This is a genomic window from Pseudonocardia broussonetiae (genome assembly GCF_013155125.1).
GTDB classification, from domain to species: domain Bacteria; phylum Actinomycetota; class Actinomycetes; order Mycobacteriales; family Pseudonocardiaceae; genus Pseudonocardia; species Pseudonocardia broussonetiae.
This window is the reverse complement of record NZ_CP053564.1, coordinates 748467-769831: the sequence shown is the minus strand read 5'-3', so window position 1 is coordinate 769831 and position 21365 is coordinate 748467. Positions and strand designations below refer to the sequence as shown.

Annotated in this window: 16 protein-coding genes and 1 pseudogene; 12 read left to right on the top strand and 5 right to left on the bottom strand. The window is 74.9% G+C overall.

The features are described 5' to 3' along the window. The first annotated feature begins 28 nt into the window (after positions 1 to 28). The 6 genes and pseudogenes from HOP40_RS03760 (at position 29) to HOP40_RS03735 (ending at position 10213) form a co-directional block, all read left to right on the top strand. A complete protein-coding gene (locus tag HOP40_RS03760) occupies positions 29 to 3325 on the top strand; it encodes a S41 family peptidase (RefSeq protein ID WP_172154666.1) in 3297 nt (1098 codons plus the stop codon). A gap of 125 nt (positions 3326 to 3450) precedes the next feature. Next, the gene (mfd, locus tag HOP40_RS03755; RefSeq protein ID WP_172154664.1) at positions 3451 to 6996 is read left to right on the top strand and encodes a transcription-repair coupling factor; all 3546 of its coding nucleotides are present in this window, start codon (positions 3451 to 3453) and stop codon (positions 6994 to 6996) included. Positions 6997 to 7079: 83 nt separating this feature from the next. Continuing rightward, positions 7080 to 7757: an RDD family protein gene (locus HOP40_RS03750; RefSeq protein WP_205347073.1), complete on the top strand. Its 678-nt coding sequence runs from the start codon at positions 7080 to 7082 to the stop codon at positions 7755 to 7757. Between the two features lie 44 nt (positions 7758 to 7801). Beyond that, a complete protein-coding gene (locus HOP40_RS03745) occupies positions 7802 to 8728 on the top strand; it encodes a hypothetical protein (RefSeq protein ID WP_172154660.1) in 927 nt (308 codons plus the stop codon). Positions 8729 to 8730: 2 nt separating this feature from the next. Further along, positions 8731 to 9414: pseudogene (locus tag HOP40_RS03740) on the top strand (nucleoside triphosphate pyrophosphohydrolase); the annotation flags it as partial. A 37-nt stretch (positions 9415 to 9451) separates the two neighbouring features. Then, positions 9452 to 10213, top strand: coding sequence for a lytic transglycosylase domain-containing protein (locus tag HOP40_RS03735; RefSeq protein ID WP_172154658.1), 762 nt, complete (start codon positions 9452 to 9454; stop codon positions 10211 to 10213). Here the strand turns inward: HOP40_RS03735 and efeB are convergent. The 4 genes from efeB to HOP40_RS03715 form a co-directional block, all read right to left on the bottom strand. Then, a complete protein-coding gene (gene efeB / locus HOP40_RS03730; protein ID WP_172154656.1) occupies positions 10192 to 11430 on the bottom strand; it encodes an iron uptake transporter deferrochelatase/peroxidase subunit in 1239 nt (412 codons plus the stop codon). The genes HOP40_RS03735 and efeB overlap by 22 nt on opposite strands. Positions 11431 to 11443: 13 nt before the next feature. After that, positions 11444 to 12571 carry an iron uptake system protein EfeO gene (gene efeO, locus HOP40_RS03725; RefSeq protein ID WP_172154654.1) on the bottom strand — a complete coding sequence of 376 codons (1128 nt, stop codon included), beginning with the start codon at positions 12569 to 12571 and terminating at the stop codon, positions 11444 to 11446. Positions 12572 to 12606: 35 nt separating this feature from the next. Further along, positions 12607 to 13425: an iron uptake transporter permease EfeU gene (efeU, locus tag HOP40_RS03720; protein ID WP_172154652.1), complete on the bottom strand. Its 819-nt coding sequence runs from the start codon at positions 13423 to 13425 to the stop codon at positions 12607 to 12609. A gap of 139 nt (positions 13426 to 13564) precedes the next feature. Then, positions 13565 to 13942: a tetratricopeptide repeat protein gene (locus HOP40_RS03715; protein WP_172154650.1), complete on the bottom strand. Its 378-nt coding sequence runs from the start codon at positions 13940 to 13942 to the stop codon at positions 13565 to 13567. A gap of 115 nt (positions 13943 to 14057) precedes the next feature. Between HOP40_RS03715 and eno the strand changes: the two genes are divergently transcribed. The 3 genes from eno to HOP40_RS03700 are packed head-to-tail and all read left to right on the top strand — an operon-like array spanning position 14058 to position 16337. After that, the gene (gene eno / locus HOP40_RS03710; RefSeq protein ID WP_172154648.1) at positions 14058 to 15347 is read left to right on the top strand and encodes a phosphopyruvate hydratase; all 1290 of its coding nucleotides are present in this window, start codon (positions 14058 to 14060) and stop codon (positions 15345 to 15347) included. Between the two features lie 4 nt (positions 15348 to 15351). Continuing rightward, complete coding sequence (locus HOP40_RS03705; protein WP_240157493.1) at positions 15352 to 15855, top strand: FtsB family cell division protein; 504 nt, start codon at positions 15352 to 15354, stop codon at positions 15853 to 15855. A gap of 5 nt (positions 15856 to 15860) precedes the next feature. After that, entirely contained in the window at positions 15861 to 16337 is a 477-nt protein-coding gene (locus HOP40_RS03700; RefSeq protein ID WP_205347240.1) for a DUF501 domain-containing protein, read from the top strand. A gap of 7 nt (positions 16338 to 16344) precedes the next feature. Here the strand turns inward: HOP40_RS03700 and HOP40_RS03695 are convergent, their stop codons facing one another. Then, entirely contained in the window at positions 16345 to 18033 is a 1689-nt protein-coding gene (locus HOP40_RS03695; RefSeq protein ID WP_172154644.1) for an acyl-CoA dehydrogenase family protein, read from the bottom strand. Between the two features lie 90 nt (positions 18034 to 18123). Between HOP40_RS03695 and HOP40_RS03690 the strand changes: the two genes are divergently transcribed. The 3 genes from HOP40_RS03690 to HOP40_RS03680 all read left to right on the top strand — a co-directional run bounded on the left by HOP40_RS03690 (position 18124) and on the right by HOP40_RS03680 (position 21230). Further along, positions 18124 to 19065, top strand: a complete 942-nt coding sequence (locus HOP40_RS03690; RefSeq protein ID WP_172154642.1) for a Ppx/GppA phosphatase family protein — start codon at positions 18124 to 18126, stop codon at positions 19063 to 19065. A gap of 1 nt (position 19066) precedes the next feature. Then, positions 19067 to 19780 (top strand): uracil-DNA glycosylase, encoded by a 714-nt coding sequence (locus HOP40_RS03685; RefSeq protein WP_172154640.1) that lies wholly within the window; start codon positions 19067 to 19069, stop codon positions 19778 to 19780. Between the two features lie 64 nt (positions 19781 to 19844). Further along, positions 19845 to 21230 carry an NAD(P)/FAD-dependent oxidoreductase gene (locus HOP40_RS03680; protein WP_172154638.1) on the top strand — a complete coding sequence of 462 codons (1386 nt, stop codon included), beginning with the start codon at positions 19845 to 19847 and terminating at the stop codon, positions 21228 to 21230. Positions 21231 to 21365: the final 135 nt, after the last annotated feature.

The window sequence follows — 21365 nt, the reverse complement described above, 5'->3', positions numbered from 1 at the left end:
AGGGCCCCCGACCGGATACGGTCGCTGCGTGCCGCAGCCCAGCTACCTCCGGTTCCCCCACCTGCGGGGCGACACGCTCGTCCTGGCGGCCGAGGACGACGTCTGGACGGTCCCGCTCGAGGGCGGGCGGGCGCACCGCGTCACCGCCGACGCCGCGCCCGTCGCGAACCCCCGGATCTCCCCGGACGGCACGCGCGTCGCGTGGACGTCGTGGCGCGAGGGCGGACCGGACGTGTTCGTCGCCGCGCTCGACGGCGGCGTCGCGCGCCGCCTGACCTGGTGGGGGGACCCCCGCGCGCGCAACCTCGGCTGGACCTCCGACGACGCGCTGGTCGGCGTCACGTCGAGGGGCTACCACTCGCCCCGCCGCACGTTCGCCTTCACGGTCCCCGCGGACGGGGGAGCTCCGGCGCCGCTGCCCGTCGGGCCGGCCGGCGACCTCGTGCGGGACGACACCGGGACGCTGCTGCTCAGCGTGCTGTCGCGCGAGCCCGCGTGGTGGAAGCGCTACCGGGGCGGCACCGTCGGCAAGCTGTGGTGGGACGCGGGATCCACGGGGGAGTTCACGCGCGTCGCGGCCGGCGTCGACGGGCAGATCGAGTCGCCGATGCTGGTGGGCGGGCGCCTCGCGTTCGTCGCCGACCACGAGGGCTGGGGCAACGTCTACTCGATCGCCCCCGACGGCTCCGACCTGCGCCGCCACACCCATCACGGAAGCACGGGGGACGGCGCCCCCGCCTTCTACGTCCGCCACGCCACCAGCGACGGCGAGCGGATCGTCTACGAGTCGGCAGGGGGCCTCTGGCTGCTCGACTCCCTCGACGCCGACCCCCGCCCGATCGACGTCCGCCTCGGCGGCCCCCGGACCGCCCGCGCGCCGCACCGCGTCTCCGGCCGCGTCGACGCCGCCGCGCCCGACCGCACCGGGCGCACCAGCATCGCCGTGCTCCGCGGCACCGTGCACCGCCTCACCCACCGCGACGGCCCGGCGCGCACGCTGCTGTCGGAGCCCGGTGCCCGCGCGCGGCTGGCCCGCCCGCTGGGCACCGACCGCGCCGTCTGGGTCGACGACGTGCTCGGCGAGGACGCGGTCTGCGTCGCCCCGCTCGACCCGCACACCGGCGACGGCCCCACCCGCACCGGCGCCGGCGAGCTCGGCCGGGTCCTCGAGCTGGAGCCCTCGCCCGACGGCGCCCGCGTCGCCCTGGCCACCCACGACGGCCGGCTGCTGCTGCTCGACACCGCCACCGCGGCGCTCACCGAGCTCACCCGCAGCGCCGACGGCGTCGAGATCTCCGGGTTGGACTGGTCGCCCGACAGCGCGTGGCTGGCGTTCGCCGAGCCCGTCGAGCAGGTCGTCACGCGGATCGTGCTGGCCCGCGTCGCCGACGGCGAGCTCGTGCCGGTCACGCCGCCGCGCTTCCTCGACCGCGCCCCCGCCTTCACCCTCGACGGCCGCTACCTGGCCTTCCTGTCCCGGCGCAGCTTCGACCCGATCTACGACGAGCACTCGTTCGACCTCACGTTCCCGGCGTCGTGGCGTCCGTTCCTGGTGCCGCTGGCGGCGCGCACGCCGTCGCCGTTCGGGGCGAGCCCGGACGGTCGGCCGGTCGCGCCCGGCGACGAGAGCCCCGAGGACCCGCCCGCGCCCGGCCCCGCCGACCCGTCCTCCCCGGACGCCGCGTCGGTCCCGGCGGCGGCGGAGAGCGACGTGCCCGAGGTCGTCGTCGACGCCCCGGGGCTGGCCGAGCGGGTCGTGCCCGTGCCCGTCGTGGAGGCCCGCTACGGGGGCCTCGCCGTGGGCAAGGACTGCCTGCTGTGGCTGCGCAGCCCGGTCAACGGCGTGCTCGGCGACGGGCGGGCGGGCACGTCGGAGAAGGCGCGCCGCACCGTGCTGGAGCGCTTCGACCTGGTGCGCCGCAAGCTCGACGTGATCGCCGACGCCGTCGACGGCTACGCGGTCAGCGGCGACGGCACCCGCCTGCTCGTCCGCGACGGCAAGGCCCTGCGCGTGCTGCGCACCGACCGCTCCGGCTCCGGCGCGCCCGAGGGCGGCGAGGGCGCCGACGAGTACGAGGTCGACCTCTCGCGCCTGGCCGTCACCGTCGACCCGACGGCGTCGTGGCGCCAGATGTTCGACGAGGCCGCGCGGCTCATGCGCGACCACTTCTGGACCGCCGACATGGGCGACGTCGACTGGGCGGCGGAGCAGGAGCGCTACCGCCCGCTCGTCGACGCCGTCGGCGGCTACGACGACCTCGTCGACCTGCTGTGGGAGTTCCAGGGCGAGCTGGGCTCCTCGCACGCCTACGTGCGGGCGCGCCCGCAGCCCGCCGGCGACGCCCCCGCGTTCCTCGGCGCCGACCTCGCGCCGACCCCGGACGGGTGGCGCGTCGAGCGCGTCCTGCCGCCGGAGACGTCCGCGCCGGCCGCGCGCAGCCCGCTGGCCGCGCCCGGCGTCGACGTCCGGGCCGGGGACGTGCTGCTGGAGGTGGCCGGGCGCCCGGTCGACCCCGACCTCGGGCCCGCGCCGCTGCTCGCCGGCACCGCCGACACCCTCACCGAGATCACCGTCCGCTCCGGCGACGCCGTGCGCCGGGTCGTCGTCCGGCCGCTGCCCGACGAGGACCAGCTGCGCTACCAGGACTGGGTGGCGGGGCGGCGCGCGTTCGTCACCGAGCGGTCCGGCGGACGCCTGGGCTACCTGCACGTGCCCGACATGATGGCGCCGGGCTGGGCGCAGCTGCACCGCGACCTCAGCCTCGCGATGACCCGCGACGGCCTCGTCCTCGACGTCCGGATGAACGGCGGCGGGCACACCTCGCAACTCGTCGTGGAGAAGCTCGCCCGGCGCGTCACGGCGTGGACGATCGCGCGCCACCGCCCGCCGCGCACCTACCCGATGGACGCGCCGCGCGGCCCGGTCGTGGCCGTCGCCGACGAGCTCGCGGGCTCCGACGGCGACATCGTCACGGTCGCGCTCAAGCGCCGCGGCATCGCCACCGTCGTCGGGGTGCGGACGTGGGGCGGCGTGATCGGCATCGACAGCCGCTACCGGCTCGTCGACGGCACCGGGGTGACGCAGCCGCGCTACTCCCACTGGTTCGACGACCTGGGCTGGGACGTGGAGAACCACGGCGTCGAGCCCGACGTCGAGGTCGTCGTGACGCCGCAGGACTGGGCGGCCGGGCGCGACCCGCAGCTGGAGCGGGCCGTCGACCTGGCGCTGGAGGCGCTGGAGCGGACGCCGCCGGTGCAGCCGCCCGACATCGCCACGCGGCCCAGCCGCCGTCGCCCGGACCTGCCGCCCCGCACCCGGTCGTGACCGCCGCCCCGGCCGAGGTCAGGGCCGCGGCGTAGGCTCGGGGGCACGGCCCCGACCGGGTATCCATCCCGGGCAGGGGTCTGTTCCGCGTGCGTCCACCCGCCACCAAGGGGTATCCGAGAACCGTGGCCAAGCTCGCCGGTCTGCTGCACTCCGTCCTCGCCGACTCCGACCTCCGGGCCGTCCTCGACGCCGCCCGCGACACCCGCTCCACCGACGTCCCCGGGCTCCGGATCGAGGGGCCGGCCGCGCTGCGCCCGTTCCTGGCGGCGGGCCTCGCCGAGGCGCGCACGGTCCTGGCCGTCACCGCCACCGACCGCGAGGCCGAGGACCTGGGCGCGGCGCTCTCCGACCTCGTCGACGCCGACACCGTCGTCGTGCTGCCCAGCTGGGAGACGCTGCCCCACGAGCGCCTCTCGCCGCGCCCCGACACCGTCGGCCGCCGCCTGTCGATCCTCCGTCGGCTGTCCGACCCGGACACCGCGCCGCGGGTCGTGGTCACCGCCGCCCGCAGCCTGATCCAGCCGATCGCGCCCGGACTGGGCCGCCTGGAGCCGGTCGCGCTGCGGGTCGGCGACACCGCCGACTTCGAGGCGCTGCTGGAGCGCCTGGTCGAGCTGGCGTACACGCGGGTCGAGATGGTCACCACCCGCGGCGAGTTCGCGGTGCGCGGCGGGATCGTCGACGTCTTCCCGCCCACGGCCGACCAGCCGCTGCGCGTGGAGTTCTGGGGCGACGAGGTCAGCGAGCTGCGCACGTTCTCCGTCGCCGACCAGCGGTCCGTCGCGCCGGTGGAGGAGCTCGTCGCGCCCGGCTGCCGGGAGCTGCTGCTCACCGCGCCCGTCCGCGAGCGCGCGGCCGCGCTGGCCCGCACCCACGAGAACAACCCGCCGCTGCGCGAGCTGCTCGACCACCTCGCCAACGGCATCCCGTCCGAGGGCATGGAGTCCCTCGTCCCCGTGCTCACCGGGGGCGACCTGGAGCTGCTCACCGACCTGCTCCCGGCCGGCGCGGCCGTGCTCGTCGCCGACCCCGAGCGCGTGCGCACCCGCAGCGCCGACCTCGTCCGCACCGGCCAGGAGTTCCTGGAGGCGTCCTGGTTCGCCGCGGCCACCGGCGGCGACGCCCCGATCGACGTCGGCGCCTCGGCCTACCGCGACCTGAACGACGTGCTGCACCACGCCGCCGCCACCGCCCATCCCGTGCTGACGTTCAGCCCGCTGCTCTCGGGCCGCGACGACGCGCTCGCCCCGCCCGTGCACGAGGTCGAGTCCTACCGCGGCGACACCGACCGCGCGCTGGTCGACCTGCGCGCGCACGTCGCGGGCGGCGGCACGGCCGTGCTCGTCGTCGGCGGTGCGGGCACCGCGCAGCGCAGCCTGGAGCAGCTGCGCGAGGCCGACGTGCCCGCCGCTCTCGTCGACGAGCTCACGGACGACCCCGAGAAGGGTCTGGTCACCGTCACCTGCGGGCGGCTCACGCAGGGCTTCACCGCCGGGCCGCTGGTCCTGCTGACCGAGGCCGACCTCACCGGCAACCGCGCGGCCGCCACGGCCCCGGCCAAGATGCCGAGCAAGCGCCGCAACACCGTCGACCTCGTCACGCTCAAGCCCGGCGACCACGTCGTGCACTCCCAGCACGGCATCGGCAAGTTCGTCGAGATGAGGGAGCGCACGGTCGGCGGGGCCACCCGCGAGTACCTGGTGCTGGAGTACGCGTCGAGCAAGCGGGGCCAGCCGGCCGACCGGCTGTTCGTCCCGACCGACGCGCTGGACGAGATCAGCCGCTACGTCGGCGGCGAGATCCCGACGCTCAACAAGCTCGGCGGCGGCGACTGGGCGAAGACGAAGGGCAAGGCGCGCAAGGCCGTCCGCCAGATCGCGGCGCAGCTCGTGCAGCTCTACGCGGCGCGCCAGTCCGCGCCCGGCCACGCGTTCGCGAAGGACACGCCGTGGCAGCGCGAGATGGAGGACGCCTTCCCCTACACCGAGACGCCCGACCAGCTCGCCGCGATCGACGAGGTCAAGGCAGACATGGAGCGCCCGGTCCCGATGGACCGCGTGATCTCCGGCGACGTCGGGTTCGGCAAGACCGAGATCGCGGTCCGGGCGGCGTTCAAGGCGGTGCAGGACGGCAAGCAGGTGGCCGTCCTCGTCCCGACGACGCTGCTCGCCACGCAGCACCTCGACACGTTCACCGAGCGGATGCGCGCGTTCCCGGTCACGGTGCGCGGGCTGTCCCGGTTCACCGACGCCGCGGAGGCGAAGGAGACGGTGAAGGGCCTGGCCGAGGGCACCGTCGACGTCGTCGTCGGCACGCACCGGCTGCTGCAGAGCGGCGTGCGCTGGAAGGACCTCGGGCTGGTCATCGTCGACGAGGAGCAGCGCTTCGGCGTCGAGCACAAGGAGCACATCACGGCGCTGCGCACCCACGTCGACGTGCTGACGCTGTCGGCCACGCCGATCCCGCGCACGCTGGAGATGAGCCTGGCCGGCATCCGGGAGATGTCGACGATCGCGACGCCGCCCGAGGACCGCCACCCCACGCTCACCTACGTCGGCGCCTACGACACCAAGCAGGTCGCCGCCGCGATCCGCCGCGAGCTGCTGCGCGACGGCCAGGTGTTCTACGTGCACAACCGGGTCTCGACGATCGACCGGGCCGCGAAGACGATCCGCGACCTCGTCCCCGAGGCCCGGATCGCGGTGGCGCACGGGCAGATGAACGAGGACCTGCTCGAGCGCACCGTCAACGGCTTCTGGCACAACGAGTTCGACGTCCTGGTCTGCACCACGATCGTCGAGAACGGCCTCGACATCTCCAACGCCAACACCCTGATCGTCGAGCGCTCCGACACCCTCGGGCTCTCGCAGCTGCACCAGCTCCGCGGGCGCGTCGGCCGCGGCCGCGAGCGCGGCTACGCCTACTTCCTGTTCCCGCCCGAGCACCCGCTCACCGAGACCGCGCACGACCGGCTGGCCACCATCGCCCAGCACTCGGAGCTGGGCGCGGGCGCGGCCGTCGCCATGAAGGACCTGGAGATCCGCGGCGCGGGCAACATCCTGGGCGCGGAGCAGTCCGGGCACATCGCCGGCGTCGGCTTCGACCTCTACATCCGGCTCGTCGGCGAGGCCGTCGCGGCGTTCCGCCAGCAGGCCGGGGCGGGCGAGGGCGAGGCCGAGGAGGCCCTCACCGAGGTCCGCGTCGACCTGCCGATCGACGCCCACGTGCCGCACGACTACGTCACCGGCGAGCGGCTGCGCCTGGAGGTCTACCGCAAGATCGCCGAGGCGGGCGACCGCGCCGCGCTCGACGCGATCGTCGACGAGCTCACCGACCGCTACGGCGAGCCGCCCGCCCCGGTGCGCAACCTGCTGGCCGTCGCGGAGTTCCGGCAGGTGTGCCGGGGGCTCGGGATCGGCGAGGTCGCGGTGGCCGGCAACGCGGTGCGCGTCGGGCCGGTCGACCTGCTCGACTCCGGGCAGATGCGGCTCACCCGGCTCTACCCGAAGTCGCAGTACAAGGCGGCGGCGCGGGCGGTCATCGTGCCCAAGCCGGTGGCCGGCGGGCGGATCGGCGGGGCGCCGCTGCGCGACGTCGAGCTGCTGGAGTGGGCCACCCGGCTGGTGCACGACCTGGCCGCTCCGGCGAAGGCGCCCGCCGCGGGGTAACGCCACGGGCCCGGATGCGAGATCAACGGCAGCCGGTCGCCGCGGTGGCGCTCCGGCCGACCCGTTCCCCACCCGGAGGACCCGTGACCAGCACCCCCCCACCCGGACAGCCGACCTACGGCCCGCCCCCCGGCTACGGCCCGCCGCCCGGGTACGGCGGCCCGGGCTACGGCCCGCCCCCCGGCCAGGGCCCGCAGTACGGCTACGGCGGGCAGCCCGGCTACGGGGGCCGGGCCGGCTACGGCGGCCCGTCGGCGTACCCGGCGCCGGACGGCCGCCGCGGCTTCGACGCCCCGCCGCGCTACGAGACCGGCTACCCGGCCCCCGGCGGGCTCGGCGCCGGCCCGGAGTCCTACGCCTCGTGGGGCCAGCGCGTGCTCGCCACCCTGATCGACGGGGCCGTCCCCGCGGCCGTGGCGCTCGTGGTGATCGTGCCGCTCTCCCTGATCGGCGACCTCACGCTGCTGCTGACGGTCGGCGGGCTCGCCTACGTCGCCCTGTTCGCCTTCGCCATCTGGAACAGCGGCTACCGGCAGGGCACCACCGGCCAGAGCATCGGCAAGAAGGTCATCGGCACGAGGCTGGTGCGCGTCTCCGACCAGCAGCCCGTCGGCTTCGGCCTCGCGATCGGGCGCCAGCTGCTGCACGTCATCGACGCCATCCCGTTCTACGTCGGCTACCTGTGGCCGCTGTGGGACGACCGGCGCCAGACCTTCGCCGACAAGGTGTGCGACACGGTGGTGGTCCCGGCGGGCCGCTGATCCCGCCGCACGGCCCCCCACCGCCGCCATGAGAGGGTGGCGGCGTGCGCAGGCAGGTGGGACGGGTCGTGGCCGCGGTGGCGGTCGTGGGCGCGATGGTCAGCGGGTGCGGATCCGGACCGAGCCAGATCGGGTCGGCGGCGATCGTCGGCTCCGACGTGATCCCGCTGGGCACCGTGCAGAACCAGATCGCGATCGCGCTGAGCCCCGGGAAGGCCCAGGCCGTCGCCGGGCGCAACCAGGGCGCCGGCGGCGGCTACGGCCCGCCGCAGGTGGCCCGGGAGATCGTCACGAGCGCGATCCTGGGCGACCTGCTCGACCGGCGCACCGCCGAGGAGGGCATCGCGATCAGCGACGCCGACCTCGACGCCGCGCTCGCCACGGCCGGCAGCCCCGACGAGCTGGCCCAGGCCTCGCTGTACACGCCGGACGTGCAGCGGGAGAAGATCCGCGACGACCTCGCCGCCGCCGCGCTGGGCGCCCGCTACGTCGACCGGCTCGGCGTCACGCTGGAGTTCGTGGCGCTGCCCACGGAGGAGGAGGCCACCGGCGCCGCGCGGGCCGTGGCCGCGGGCGGTCCCGGCGCCGACGCCGTGTTCGCCGACGCGCCGCCCGAGCAGCGCGCCCAGCAGGTGCGGGCCGTCGACAACCCGGCGCTCGCCACGTCCTTCGCGTTCGGCACGCCGGCCGGCTCGGTGATCGTGCTGCGCCCCGCGCAGGACGGCGCGCCCTGGACCGTCATCCGGATCCTGGAGCGCACCACCGACCTCGCGCCCGAGGGCCCGTCGGCGCTCGACCGGTTCGGCCAGTCCGACCTGCAGCTCATCGGCTACCGGCTGCTGCAGCCGGCGTCGGAGGAGCTGGGCGTGCAGGTCAACCCCCGCTTCGGGGTGTGGGACCCGATCCAGCTCGCCGTGGTCGACGCCGACCAGACGGCCGGCACGATCGTCCGCGCCCCCGCCGTGCCGTGAGCGGGTCGCCGCTCCTCGAGGCCGTCGCGGTCATGGACCGGCTGCGCTCGCCCGGGGGCTGCCCCTGGGACGCCGAGCAGACGCACGCGTCGCTGCTGCAGTACCTGGTCGAGGAGTGCTACGAGCTCTACCAGGCGATCGAGGACGGCGACCGCGCCGCGCTGCGCGAGGAGCTGGGCGACGTCCTGCTCCAGGTGCTGTTCCACGCCCGCATCGCCGCGGAGGGCCCCGACCCGTTCACGATCGATGACGTCGCGGCCGACCTGGTGGCGAAGCTCGTCGGGCGGCACCCGCACGTGTTCGCCGGCACGGAGACCATCGACACCGCCGAGCGGCAGGAGCACCGCTGGGAGGAGCTCAAGCGCGCGGAGAAGCAGCGGGACTCGAGCGTCGACGGCGTGGCCACCGCGCAGCCGGCCGTGGCGCTCGCCGCGAAGCTGACCAGCCGCACCGCCCGCGCCGGGCTGCCCGTGGAGCTGCTGCCGTCGGGGTCGGGGGTGGGGGAGCAGCTGTTCGCGCTCGCCGCCCGCGCGAAGCTCGCCGGGGTCGATCCCGAGGCGGAGCTGCGCACCACCGCGCGCCGCTTCGAGGCCGACGTCCGCACCGCCGAGGACGCCGCCCGCGCGGCCGGGCTCGACCCGCACGCCCTCGGCGAGCAGGACTGGCTGCGGTTCTGGCCCCGCTGAGGCCGCTCTCAGCACGGATCCCGGTACGTTCGGCGCAGTGACCCGTCGCCGCTCCCTCGCCGGCCCGCTCGCCGCGCTCGTCGCGTTCGGGGTGGTGCTGGCGTTCCTGGTGGCCGTCGTGCGCGGCCTCGACGGGCCGCGCGACACCGGCGGCGACGGCCTGACCGCGGCCGACGTCGACCGCGGCACGCCGGTCGCGCAGGGCGACCCGCTGCCCGAGGGCGTCGACCTCGACACCTGGGCCGACGCCGCGTCGCCGGGCACCGGCGTGCCGGCCCGCGCGCTGCGGGCCTACGGCGGCGCCGAGCTCGCGCAGCGCGCCGACACCCCGGGCTGCCGGCTGTCCTGGACCACGCTGGCCGGGATCGCGCGCGTCGAGTCCGACCACGGCGGCCTGGGCCGGTCGCGGCTCGGCGACGACGGGCGGCCCGCGCCGCGGATCGTCGGCGTGCCGCTCGACGGCTCGTCGGGCGTGCGGGAGATCCTCGACACCGACGGCGGCCGGCTCGACGGCGACACCACCTACGACCGCGCCGTCGGCCCGCTGCAGTTCCTGCCCACGACCTGGGCGACCTACGGCGCCGACGGTGACGGCGACGGCGTCCGCGACCCCCACCAGATCGACGACGCCGCCCGCGGGGCCGCCGCCTACCTGTGCGCCGAGGGCCGCGACACCGCCGACGGCACCGGCTGGTGGGACGGGGTCCTGGCCTACAACCGCTCCGGCGAGTACGCGCGGCTGGTGTGGGCCGCCGCCGACCGCTACGCCGGCGCCGCTCAGGCCTCGAACAGCGACTGACCCCAGTACCCGCCCTCGCCCAGCCCGGCGGGGCAGGCGAACACCGCGGACCCGGTGTGCTCGATGTACTCCATGAGCACGTCCTTCGTGGACAGCGCGCGCTGCATCGGCACGAACTGCGCCTGCGGGTCGTTCATGAACGCGATGAAGAACAGCCCGGCGTTGAGGTGGCCCTGGCCGTCGCTCCCGTCGACGAAGTTGTAGCCGCGGCGCAGGATCCTGACCCCGCCGAGCGACTCCGCGGAGGAGAGCCGGATGTGGGCGTCGACCGCGATCCGGGGCGCGCCGGTCTCGTCGGTGGCCGCGAAGTCGGCGGGGTCGAACTCGGCGGCCGCGCCGAAGGCCGCGCCCTCGTCCTTCGTCCGCCCGATGATGACCTCCTGCTCGACGAGCGAGGTGCGGTCCCAGATCTCGATGTGCATCCGGATCCGGCGCGCCACGAGGTAACTGCCGCCCGCCAGCCACGCGGGCCGGGCGTCGGCGGGCACCCAGACCTGGTCGCGCAGGCCGTCGGGGTCCTCGGCCTTGAGGTTGTTGGTGCCGTCCTTGAAGCCGAACAGGTTGCGGTGGGTCTCCTGCGACGTCGACGTCGACGACGTGCGCCCGAACCCGAGCTGCGACCAGCGCACCGCGGTGGTGCCGAAGCCCATCCGCACCAGGTTGCGCACGGCGTGCACCGCCACCTGAGGGTCGTCGGAGCAGGCCTGGATGCAGAGGTCGCCGCCCGAGAGCGCGGGGTCGAGCTGGTCGCCGGCGAACCGGGGCAGCTCGGCCAGCCCGGGCGGGACCAGCGACGGGTCGAGCCCGACCTTCGCGAACAGCGACGCCCCCACCCCGAAGGTCAGGGTGAGCGACGCGGCGGGCAGGCCGAGCGCCTCGCCGGTGTCGTCGGGAGGAGAGTTCGGGTTGCCGCCGGTGGCGCCGCCCGGGGTGGTCTCGGCGCCGGCCGTCATGCGCTCGGCGGCCGCGGTCCAGCGCTGCAGCAGCGCGCGCAGCTCCTCGCGGTCGTCGGTGATCACGTCCAGGGCGACGAAGTGCAGGCGGTCCTGCGCGGGCGTGACGATCCCGGCCTGGTGCTCGCCGCGGAACGGGACGACGCGCTGGGCCGGACCCGGGGCCGCGGGGGCGGCGGCGCAGCCCGCCACCGCCCCGACCCCGACGGCCGCGGCCCCCGCACCGGTCCACCCGAGCAGGCGTCGCCGCGAGAAGGCACTCATGCCGACCATCCCCTCACGACGAGACGACGCCCGCGACCTGGCTCACCGGCTCGCCCAGCGCGTCGACGGCCTCGGTCATGGCCTTGATGTCGTCCGGGGTCAGCGCGGTGTAGAGGACGAAGCCGTCGCCGTCGCGGTAGTTCTCCAGCAGGGCGTCGACGGCGGCGAAGCGCTCGTCGAGCAGCGGGCCCAGGGCCGGGTCGCGCTCGTCGATCACCGGGCGCAGCGCCGCGATGGCGCCCTGCGAGCCGTCGACGTTGGCGCGGAAGTCCCACAGGTCGGTGTGCGAGTAGCGGTCCTCCTCGCCGGTGATCTTGCCGGTGGCGACCTCGTCGAGGAGCTCCTTGGCGCCGTTGGCCAGGTTCAGCGGGGTGAGCTCGACGCTCGGCACGCGGTTGGCCAGCTCGGTGATGTCGTCCATCAGCATGTCGGCGATCGCCGTGGAGTCGGGCTGCAGGCCGTCCTGCCACAGGTCGCGCTCCAGGCGGTGGAACCCGGTGAACTCCACGCCGGGCTCGCCGTCGTCGCGGCCGTCGATGCGCGGGTCGAGGTCGCCGAAGGACTCGGCCACCGGCTCGATGCGCTCCCAGTAGGTGCGGGCGATCGGGAACAGCGCCTTCGCCCCCTCGACGTCGCCCGCGACGACGGCGTCGACGAACTCCTGAGTCTTCGGCACCAGGGCCTCGACCTGCGAGTTCACGTAGCGCTGGTAGCCGGCGGTGGCCTCGGCGAGCCGGGTGTCGGTGTCGACGGAGCGCTGCGCGGAACCCGTGACGGTGAACGCGCCGCGGATGCCGTCGCCGACCATGCCGGGCTTGCACGCCGTCTCGTACTCGCCGCCCTCGGGCACCTCGACGATGAGCTGGCGCGAGAGGCCGGGGCCGATGTTCTCGACCTCGCCCATGATCCGGCCGCCGGTGGCGTAGAGGTAGAACTCGGTGACCTTGGAGCCGCCGTTGGTGATGTCGAACGAGATCGTGCCGGCGGGGGCCTCGGTGGTGCTCACGTCGCACGCGTCGTCGGCGGCGGCGACGGTGATCGGCCCGCCCGCGCCCGCGTCGACGGGGGCGGTGCTGGTGCAGCCGGCCATGGCGAGGCCGAGGACGGCGAGGCCGACGGCGGCGGGGGTGCGGCGGGACATGGTTCTCCTCGTGCAGAACGAGCGGGGGTGGTGGATCACGCGGGGGTGGTGGTGCGGATGCGGTGGGGGCGCAGGAAGAGCGGGAGCACCACGGCGACGTAGGCGACCCAGACGGCGGCCTCGAGCACGGTGGTGGCGGGGGAGAAGTTGAAGATCCCCTTGAGCAGCACGCCGTACCAGGAGTCCGGGGGCACGGCGGCGCTGACGTCGAAGGCGAGCGTGTTCAGGCCGGGCAGGATGCCGGCCTCCTGCAGGTCGTGGACGCCGTAGGCGAGGATCCCGGCGGCCACGAAGATCAGCAGCCCGCCGGTGACCGAGAAGAACTTCCCGAGGTCGAGGCTGATCGCGCCGCGGTACACCAGGTACGCGATGACGACGGCGATCGCGATGCCGGACAGGAAGCCGATCAGCGGCTCGGTGGTCTCGCCCGCGGCCTGGGCGGCGGCGAAGAAGAAGACCGCGGTCTCCAGGCCCTCGCGGCCGACGGCCAGCGCGGCCATGAGGACCACCGCGCCCGAGCCCATGGCCAGGGCGTCCTCCATCCTCCCGCGCAGCTCGGCGGAGATGGAGCGGCCCGCCCGGCGCATCCAGAAGATCATCCAGGTGACGAACCCGACGGCGACGATCGACAGCACACCGCCGAACGTCTCCTGGGCCTCGAACGTGAGGGCCTGCTGGGTGAGCGTCAGGGCGAGCGTCACGCCCACGCTGACCACCACGGCGATGCCGACGCCGAGCCACACCTTCGGCAGTGCCGAGCGCCGGTCGGTGCGCACGAGGAAGGCGATGAGGATGCTCACCACCAGCGCCGCCTCGAGCCCCTCGCGCAGGCCGATCAACAGGTTGCCCAGCATCGTCGTCCTCCCGAGGTGAGCCTCAGCAGAGGCACGGGGAGGCTAACCTGCGGGCGCGGGGAGCGGAAGGCCGCCCCGGTCACATCGCCGCAGGTCACCGGCGTTTCGCGGCCTTCGTCCGGTTCGCCGGCGGACGGTCCTAGTCGTCCTCGAGCGCCAGCCGGGCCCGGACCTCGCCGAGCGCCTCCTGGTACTCCGGCCGCGGATCCATGGCGGCGGCCATCTTGAGCTGCGCGTGCGCCTCGGGGAGCCGGCCCTGGCGCTGCAGCGCCTTGCCCAGCGCGAAGCGCGCGTAGTGGTCGGCGGGGTCGAGGTCCAGGACCCGCACGAACGCCGCCTCGGCCCGTTGGAGCTGCGCGGAGTTGAGGTACGCGCGCCCGGCGAGGAGCTGCACCGAGGCGTCGTCGGGTTGGGAGTCCAGCACGGGTGCGAGCGCCTGGAGGGCGTCGAGGGGACGGCTGCGCGCCACGAGCATCTCGGCGCGCCGGAACGAGGCGAAGAGGTCGGGACCCGTCATGGTCGCTCCCACGTTAGGGCGTGCGGACCCGCCCGTCGACACCTGCGCGGGTTACCGGCCCCCGCCGACTACCCTGGCCGCGGAACCGGAGATCACGGCATGGAGCGGAGCACTGGTGGCGGTCATCGAGCAGGTCGGCGCACGCGAGATCCTCGACTCGCGGGGCAACCCCACGGTCGAGGTCGAGGTGTCCCTGGAGGACGGCACGCTGGGCCGCGCCGCGGTCCCGTCGGGCGCGTCCACGGGTGAGCACGAGGCGGTCGAGCTGCGCGACGGCGACCCGCTGCGCTTCGGCGGCAAGGGCGTCGAGAAGGCGGTGCGCAACGTCCTCGACGTCATCGCGCCCGAGCTCAAGGACATGGAGGCCGTCGACCAGCGGCTCATCGACCAGGTCCTGCTCGACCTCGACGGCACGCCGGACAAGTCCAAGCTGGGCGCCAACGCGATCCTCGGCGTCTCCCTGGCGGTGGCGAAGGCGGCCGCCGAGTCGTCCGGGCTCGACCTCTACCGCTACCTCGGCGGGGCCGGCGCGCACGTGCTGCCCGTGCCGATGATGAACATCATCAACGGCGGCGCCCACGCCGACAGCTCGGTCGACGTGCAGGAGTTCATGATCGCGCCGGTCGGCGCCGAGTCGTTCCGCGAGGCCCTGCGCTGGGGCGCGGAGGTCTACGCCTCGCTCAAGTCGGTGCTCAAGGCGAAAGGCCTGGCCACCGGCCTGGGCGACGAGGGCGGCTTCGCCCCCGACCTGCCCGGCACCCGCGCCGCGCTCGACCTGATCGCCGAGGCCGTCGAGAAGACCGGCTACACGCTGGGCCGCGACATCGTGCTGGCGCTCGACGTGGCCGCCACCGAGTTCCACAGCGACGGCGTCTACTCCTACGAGGGCCGCAAGCTCACCTCGGCGCAGATGTCGGACGCCTACGCCGAGCTGATCGGCGCCTACCCGCTCGTCTCCATCGAGGACCCCCTCGACGAGGACGACTGGGAGGGCTGGGTGCAGCTGACGAGCGCGATCGGCGACAAGGTCCAGATCGTCGGCGACGACCTGTTCGTCACCAACCCCGAGCGGCTCGAGGAGGGCATCGCCCGCGGCGCCGCCAACGCGCTGCTGGTGAAGGTCAACCAGATCGGCACGCTGTCGGAGACGCTCGACGCCGTCGCGCTGGCGCACATGTCCGGCTACCGCTGCATGATGAGCCACCGCTCGGGCGAGACCGAGGACACCACGATCGCCGACCTCGCCGTCGCCACCGGCTGCGGCCAGATCAAGACCGGCGCCCCGGCCCGGTCCGAGCGCGTCGCGAAGTACAACCAGCTCCTGCGCATCGAGGAGTTCCTGGGCGACGCCGCGCGCTACGCGGGCGATCTCGCGTTCCCGCGCTTCACCCCCACCGCCGGCTGAGCACGTGGTCGAGGAGCGCCCGCGCGCCCGCCGGGCCGCACGCCCGGCGGGCACCGGTGCGGCGGTCCGGCGGCGCACCCGCGAGCCGCGGCTGACGAAGGTCCGCTCGCGCGCGGGCACCGTCGTCGCGGCCACCACCGGGATGCTCGGCGTCTCCTCGACCCGCCGTGCGGCGGTGCTCGCGATCGTGGTCTGCGCGCTGGCGCTCACCGTCGCGGTCCCGCTGCGCAACTACGTGGCCCAGCAGCAGGAGCTGGCCGCCGTCACCGAGCAGCAGGAGGCGCTCGCGGCGGAGGTCGACGAGCTGACGCGGGAGAGCACGCGGCTGTCCGACCCGGCCGTCACGGCGGCCGAGGCGCGCTCGCGACTGGGCTACGTCGCGCCGGGGGAGACGCCCTACGTCGTGCAGCTCCCGGTCGACCCGTCCACCGAGGTCGCGCCCGACCCTTTCCGCGACGAGCCCTGGTACCGGCGCCTGTGGCGCGACGTCTCGGAGGGGCCCGCGTGACCGGGATCTCCGACGCCGACTCCGCCGCCGTCGCCGCCCAGCTCGGCCGCGCCCCCCGCGCCGTCCGCGAGGTGGCGCACCGCTGCCCGTGCTCGCTGCCCTCGGTCGTGCAGACCGCGCCCCGCCTCGAGGACGGCACGCCGTTCCCGACGCTGTACTACCTGACGTGCTCGCGGCTGAACTCCCGGATCGGCAGCCTGGAGGCCGAGGGGCGGATGCGCGAGATGCAGGACCGCCTCGCCGAGGACCCCGACCTGGCCGACGCCTACCGCCGCGCCCACGAGGCCTACCTGGCCGAGCGCGACGCGATCGGGTCGCTGGGCACGCAGGTCAGCGCGGGCGGGATGCCCGACCGCGTCAAGTGCCTGCACGTGCACGTCGCCCACGCGCTCGCCGCGGGGCCGGGCGTCAACCCGTTCGGCGACGAGGCCCTCGCCGAGCTGGGCGAGTGGTGGACGGCCGGGCCCTGCGCCACCCCCTGACCGCCGGCTAGCGCCGGGGCGTGACCCGCGCCGTCAGCGCCTCGATGTGCGACTCCGCGGGCAGTGTGCCCGAGGTGCGCCACGGACCGTCGGGCAGGAACCGGCTCGACACGAAGGCGCTCGACACCTCCACGGGCGCGAACCGCAGCAGCAGGCTGCCCTGCAGGCACAGCGCGAACATCTCGGCGAGCCGGCGCGCCCGGCGCTCCTCCCGGCTGCGCAGCTCCATGCGCAGCTCGTGGACGCCGCGGTCGAACCACTCGTCGGAGCCGCCCGCGAGGTCGATCTCGGCCAGGACGGCCTCCACCGAGTCCGGCTCCCGGGTGACCGCGCGCAGGACGTCGAGCGCGGTGACGTTGCCCGAGCCCTCCCAGATCGAGTTGAGCGGCGCCTCGCGGTAGAGCCGCGGCATCCCCGACTCCTCGACGTAGCCGTTGCCGCCCAGGCACTCCAGCGCCTCGGCGACGGCCGCGGGCGCCCGCTTGCACACCAGGTACTTCGATGCGGGCAGCGCGAGGCGCAGGAACGCGTGCTCGCCGCGGTCGACGGCGCCGGCCAGCCGGATGCCCAGCGCGGTGGCGGCCTCCGACTCCAGCGCCAGGTCGGCGATCACCGTCTGCATCAGCGGCGTCTCGCCGACGACCGACCCGAAGGCCCGGCGGTGCGCCACGTGGTGCGCGGCCTCCGAGAGCGCCGCGCGGACCACCGCGGCGGAGCCGAGCACGCAGTCCAGGCGCGTCATCGACACCATCTCGATGATCGTGGCGACGCCGCGGCCCTCGTCGCCGAGCCGCCACCCGGTGGCGCCGGTGTACTCGATCTCGGCGGAGGCGTTGGAGCGGTTGCCGAGCTTGTCCTTGAGGCGCTGCAGGTGGATCGCGTTGCGGGTGCCGTCGGGCAGGACGCGGGGGAGCACGAAGCAGGTGAGGCCGCCCGGGGCCTGCGCGAGCGTGAGGAACAGGTCGTTCATCGGCGCCGAGGTGAACCACTTGTGCCCGGTGAGGCGGTAGGTGCCGTCGGCGACGGGGGCGGCCGTCGTGGAGCCGGCGCGGACGTCGGAGCCGCCCTGCTTCTCGGTCATCGACATGCCGGCGAGCAGCCCCGCCTTGCGCGAGGGGTCGGTGAGGCCGAACTCGTAGACCTGGGTCTGCAGGCCCGGGACGTAGGCGGCGGCGAGGTCGGGGTCGGCGCGCAGGGCCGGCACGGCGGCGTAGCTCATCGAGATCGGGCAGCAGTGCCCCGCCTCGAGCTGGCTCATCAGGTAGAAGCCCGCGGCCCGCGCCACGTGCGCGCCGTCGCCGGGAGCGGCCAGCCACGGGCGGCCGTGCAGCCCCCAGCCGACGGAGCGGCCCATCAGCCAGTGCCACGACGGGTGGTACTCGACCTCGTCGATCCGGTGGCCGTAGCGGTCGTGCGTGCGCAGCACCGGCGGGTGCGTGTCGGCGAGCCGGGCGTGCTCGCGCGCCTCCGGTGACGCGACGAGCGTACCGAGCGTGCCCAGGTGGGCCAGCGCGTCGCCCGCGCCCTCCCGCGCGACGGCGTCGGTGAGCGCGGGGTCGCAGGCCAGTGCGTCGAACCCGGCCAGCGGCGGGGGCTGGTTCTCCACGGCGTGGGTGCCGCCGGACCGCTCCGGGGCGATCCCCTGCTGGGCCGGGATGCGGGGCGCCCGCACCTCCTGCTCACCGCGCGTGGCCATGCCGAGAGGGTAGTCGGGCGGGGGCCGTCCCGTACGGTGATCGCGCCGGAATCGATCCGAGGGACCGGCACCGACGAAGGAGCCTGGGCAATGTCGCGAGTGGCCGCCATCGACTGCGGGACGAACTCGATCCGCCTGCTCGTCGCCGACGCGAGCCCCGACGGCTCGCTGCGCGACGTGCACCGCGAGATGCGGATCGTCCGGCTCGGCCAGGGCGTCGACGCCAGCGGCGTGCTCGCGCCCGAGGCGCTGGAGCGCACGCGGGTCGCGCTCGCCGACTACACCGCGGTGCTGCGGCGCAAGGGCACCGAGCGGGTCCGGATGGTGGCCACCTCCGCCACGCGCGACGCGGCCAACCGTGACGACTTCTTCGGCATGGTGCGCGACACCCTCGGCGTCGACGCGGAGATCGTCTCCGGCGACGAGGAGGCCGCGCTGTCCTTCGTCGGCGCCGTCGGCGACCTCGACGCCGAGGACGGCCCGTTCGTCGTCGTCGACGTGGGCGGCGGCTCCACCGAGCTCGTCGTCGGCGAGCTGACCGGCGGGAAGGCGACGGTCACGGCCGCGCGCTCGGTCGACGTCGGGTCGGTCCGGATCACCGAGCGCTGCCTGCACGGCGACCCGCCCACCGCCGACGAGGTCGCGGAGGCCCGCCGGGTGGCCGCCGGCATCCTCGACGACGCGTTCGCCGCCGTCGACGTCACCGGGGTGCGCACGTGGGTCGGCGTCGCGGGCACGATCACCACGCTGTCGGCCGTGGCGCTCGGGCTCGACGAGTACGACTCCTCGGCCGTGCACCTGTCCCGCCTCACCGGCGACGACCTGCACCGCGTCGCCTCGGAGCTGCTCGGCGCCTCCCGGGAGCAGCGCGCCGCGCACGGCGCCATCCACCTCGGCCGCATCGACGTCATCGGCGGCGGCGCGCTGATCGTCGAGACCCTCGCCGCGGAGCTGCGCGAGCGCGCCGGGATCACCGAGCTCGTGGTGAGCGAGCACGACATCCTCGACGGCATCGCGCGCTCGATCCTCTGACGTGGACGCCGCCGGGTTCTCCAGCGTCGCGGAGCTGGACGCGGCGCTCGTCGACTGCCGGGCCTGCCCGCGCCTGGTCGAGTGGCGCGAGCGGGTGGCCCGGGAGAAGCGCGCGGCCTACCGCGACGAGGAGTACTGGGGCCGCCCGGTGCCCGGCATCGGGCCGGCCGACGCGTCGCTGCTGGTCGTCGGGCTGGCGCCGGCTGCGCACGGCGGCAACCGCACGGGGCGCATGTTCACCGGCGACCGCTCCGGCGACGTCCTGTTCGCCGCGCTGCACGCCGTCGGCCTGACCAACCAGCCCACCGCCGTGCACCGCGACGACGGCCTGACCCTGCACGGCGTCCGCATCACCGCGCCGGTGCACTGCGCGCCGCCGGACAACAAGCCCACCCCCGCCGAGCGCGACACCTGCAGCGGCTGGCTGCGCGCCGAGCTCGCCCTGCTGCGCCCGCGCGCGGTGGTCGCGCTGGGAGGTTTCGGCTGGCAGGCGCTGCTGCCCGTCCTGGGCTCGGTGGGCTGGACGATCCCGCGGCCCCGACCGGTGTTCGGGCACGGGGCGCGCGTCGAGCTGGCCGGGCCGTGGCCGCTGCAGCTGTTCGGCAGCTACCACGTCAGCCAGCAGAACACGTTCACCGGACGGCTCACGCCCGCGATGCTGGAGGACGTCCTGCGGGCGGCGGCCGAGGCCGCCGGTGCCGCCCCGATTCACTGAATCGTCACAGGTATCACCCTGCGGCGAGGAGTGAAACCCCCGTGAGGGTGGGAACATAGGGGTCATGGCACGCAACACGAGGATCGTCGTGGTCGGTGGCGGCTACGTGGGCATGTACACGGCGCTTCGCCTGCAGAAGAAGCTGCGACGGTCCGAGGCCGAGATCACCGTGATCGACCCCCAGCCGCACATGACCTACCAGCCGTTCCTCCCCGAGGCGGCCGCCGGCTCCATCGAGCCGCGCCACGTGGTCGTGCCGCTGCGCAAGGTGCTGAAGAAGTGCCACCACCTCACCGGTCGGGTCACGAAGATCGACCACTCGCAGCGCGAAGTCACCGCCGAGCTGTCGGCCGGGCACGTCACGACCGTCGGCTACGACGTGCTCGTCGTCGCCCCCGGGTCGGTCGCGCGCACCCTCCCGATCCCCGGGCTCGCGGAGTGCGGCATCGCGTTCAAGACCGTCGGCGAGGCCATCTACCTGCGCAACCACGTGCTGTCGCGGCTCGACGCGGCGGCCACCACGATCGACCCGGCGCTGCGCCGCCGGCTCCTCACGTTCCTCGTGGTCGGCGGCGGCTACGCCGGCATCGAGGCGCTGGCCGAGCTCGCCGACATGGCCCGCTACGCCAGCCGCTACTACGAGAACATCCACCGCGAGGACATCCGCTGGGTGCTCGTCGAGGCCGCCAACCGGATCATGCCCGAGGTCGGCCCGAAGATGGGCCGCTACACCGTCGAGCGCCTGCTCGACGCCGACATCGAGGTCAACCTCGACACCCGCGTGAAGACCCTCGAGGGCGGCCACGTCGTCCTCGACGACGGGCAGTCGTTCGACACCGACACCATCATCTGGACCGCGGGCGTCAAGCCCAACCCGATGCTGGAGAACACCGACCTGCCCCGCGACGAGCGCGGCCGCGTCGTCTGCACCACGGAGCTGCAGGTCGAGGGCCTGCCCGGCGTCTTCTGCGCGGGCGACTGCGCGTCGGTGCCGGACCTGTCGAAGGACGACCCGAACGCCAAGACCAGCCCCTCCGCGCAGCACGCCGTGCGCCAGGCCAAGACGCTGGCCGACAACATCGTCGCCCACATCCGCCAGCGGCCGCTCAAGCAGTACAAGCACAACTACGCCGGGTCGGTCGCCAGCCTGGGGCTCTACAAGGGCGTCGCGGAGATCTACGGCATCAAGCTGCGCGGCATCGTCGCCTGGTTCATGCACCGCACGTACCACGTCAGCCGGATGCCCACCTGGAACCGCCGGATCCGCATCGTCTTCGACTGGACCGGTGCCCTGTTCCTGGGCCGCGAGGTCGTGTCCCTGGGCCAGATCAACGACCCGCGTGCCGACTTCCACCGGGTCGCGGGTGGTGTGCGCCCGGCGGGCCAGGCCACCCAACCGCCGATCGGCGAGACCGCGCCGGACCGGGTGGCGGCGGGCGGGCGGGCCTGAGCCTGCTCGACGGGGCCTGACGGGTCGCGTCCCTCGCGCACGGGCCCGACCTGGCCCGGCTCTCCTCCGGGCCGTGCTGATCACCGTTTCGGCAGCGGAACCTCGCGGAACCGCATCGTCCGCTGCCGAGCCGGT

Bases quoted from the DNA above. Each gene is read 5' to 3' on its own strand.
- HOP40_RS03680 (WP_172154638.1), top strand. From the start codon at position 19,845: ATGGCACGCAACACGAGGATCGTCGTGGTCGGTGGCGGCTACGTGGGC.
- efeU (WP_172154652.1), bottom strand. From the start codon at position 13,425: ATGCTGGGCAACCTGTTGATCGGCCTGCGCGAGGGGCTCGAGGCGGCG.
- HOP40_RS03690 (WP_172154642.1), top strand. From the start codon at position 18,124: ATGTCGCGAGTGGCCGCCATCGACTGCGGGACGAACTCGATCCGCCTG.
- efeB (WP_172154656.1), bottom strand. From the start codon at position 11,430: ATGAGTGCCTTCTCGCGGCGACGCCTGCTCGGGTGGACCGGTGCGGGG.
- HOP40_RS03715 (WP_172154650.1), bottom strand. From the start codon at position 13,942: ATGACGGGTCCCGACCTCTTCGCCTCGTTCCGGCGCGCCGAGATGCTC.
- efeO (WP_172154654.1), bottom strand. From the start codon at position 12,571: ATGTCCCGCCGCACCCCCGCCGCCGTCGGCCTCGCCGTCCTCGGCCTC.
- HOP40_RS03695 (WP_172154644.1), bottom strand. From the start codon at position 18,033: ATGGCCACGCGCGGTGAGCAGGAGGTGCGGGCGCCCCGCATCCCGGCC.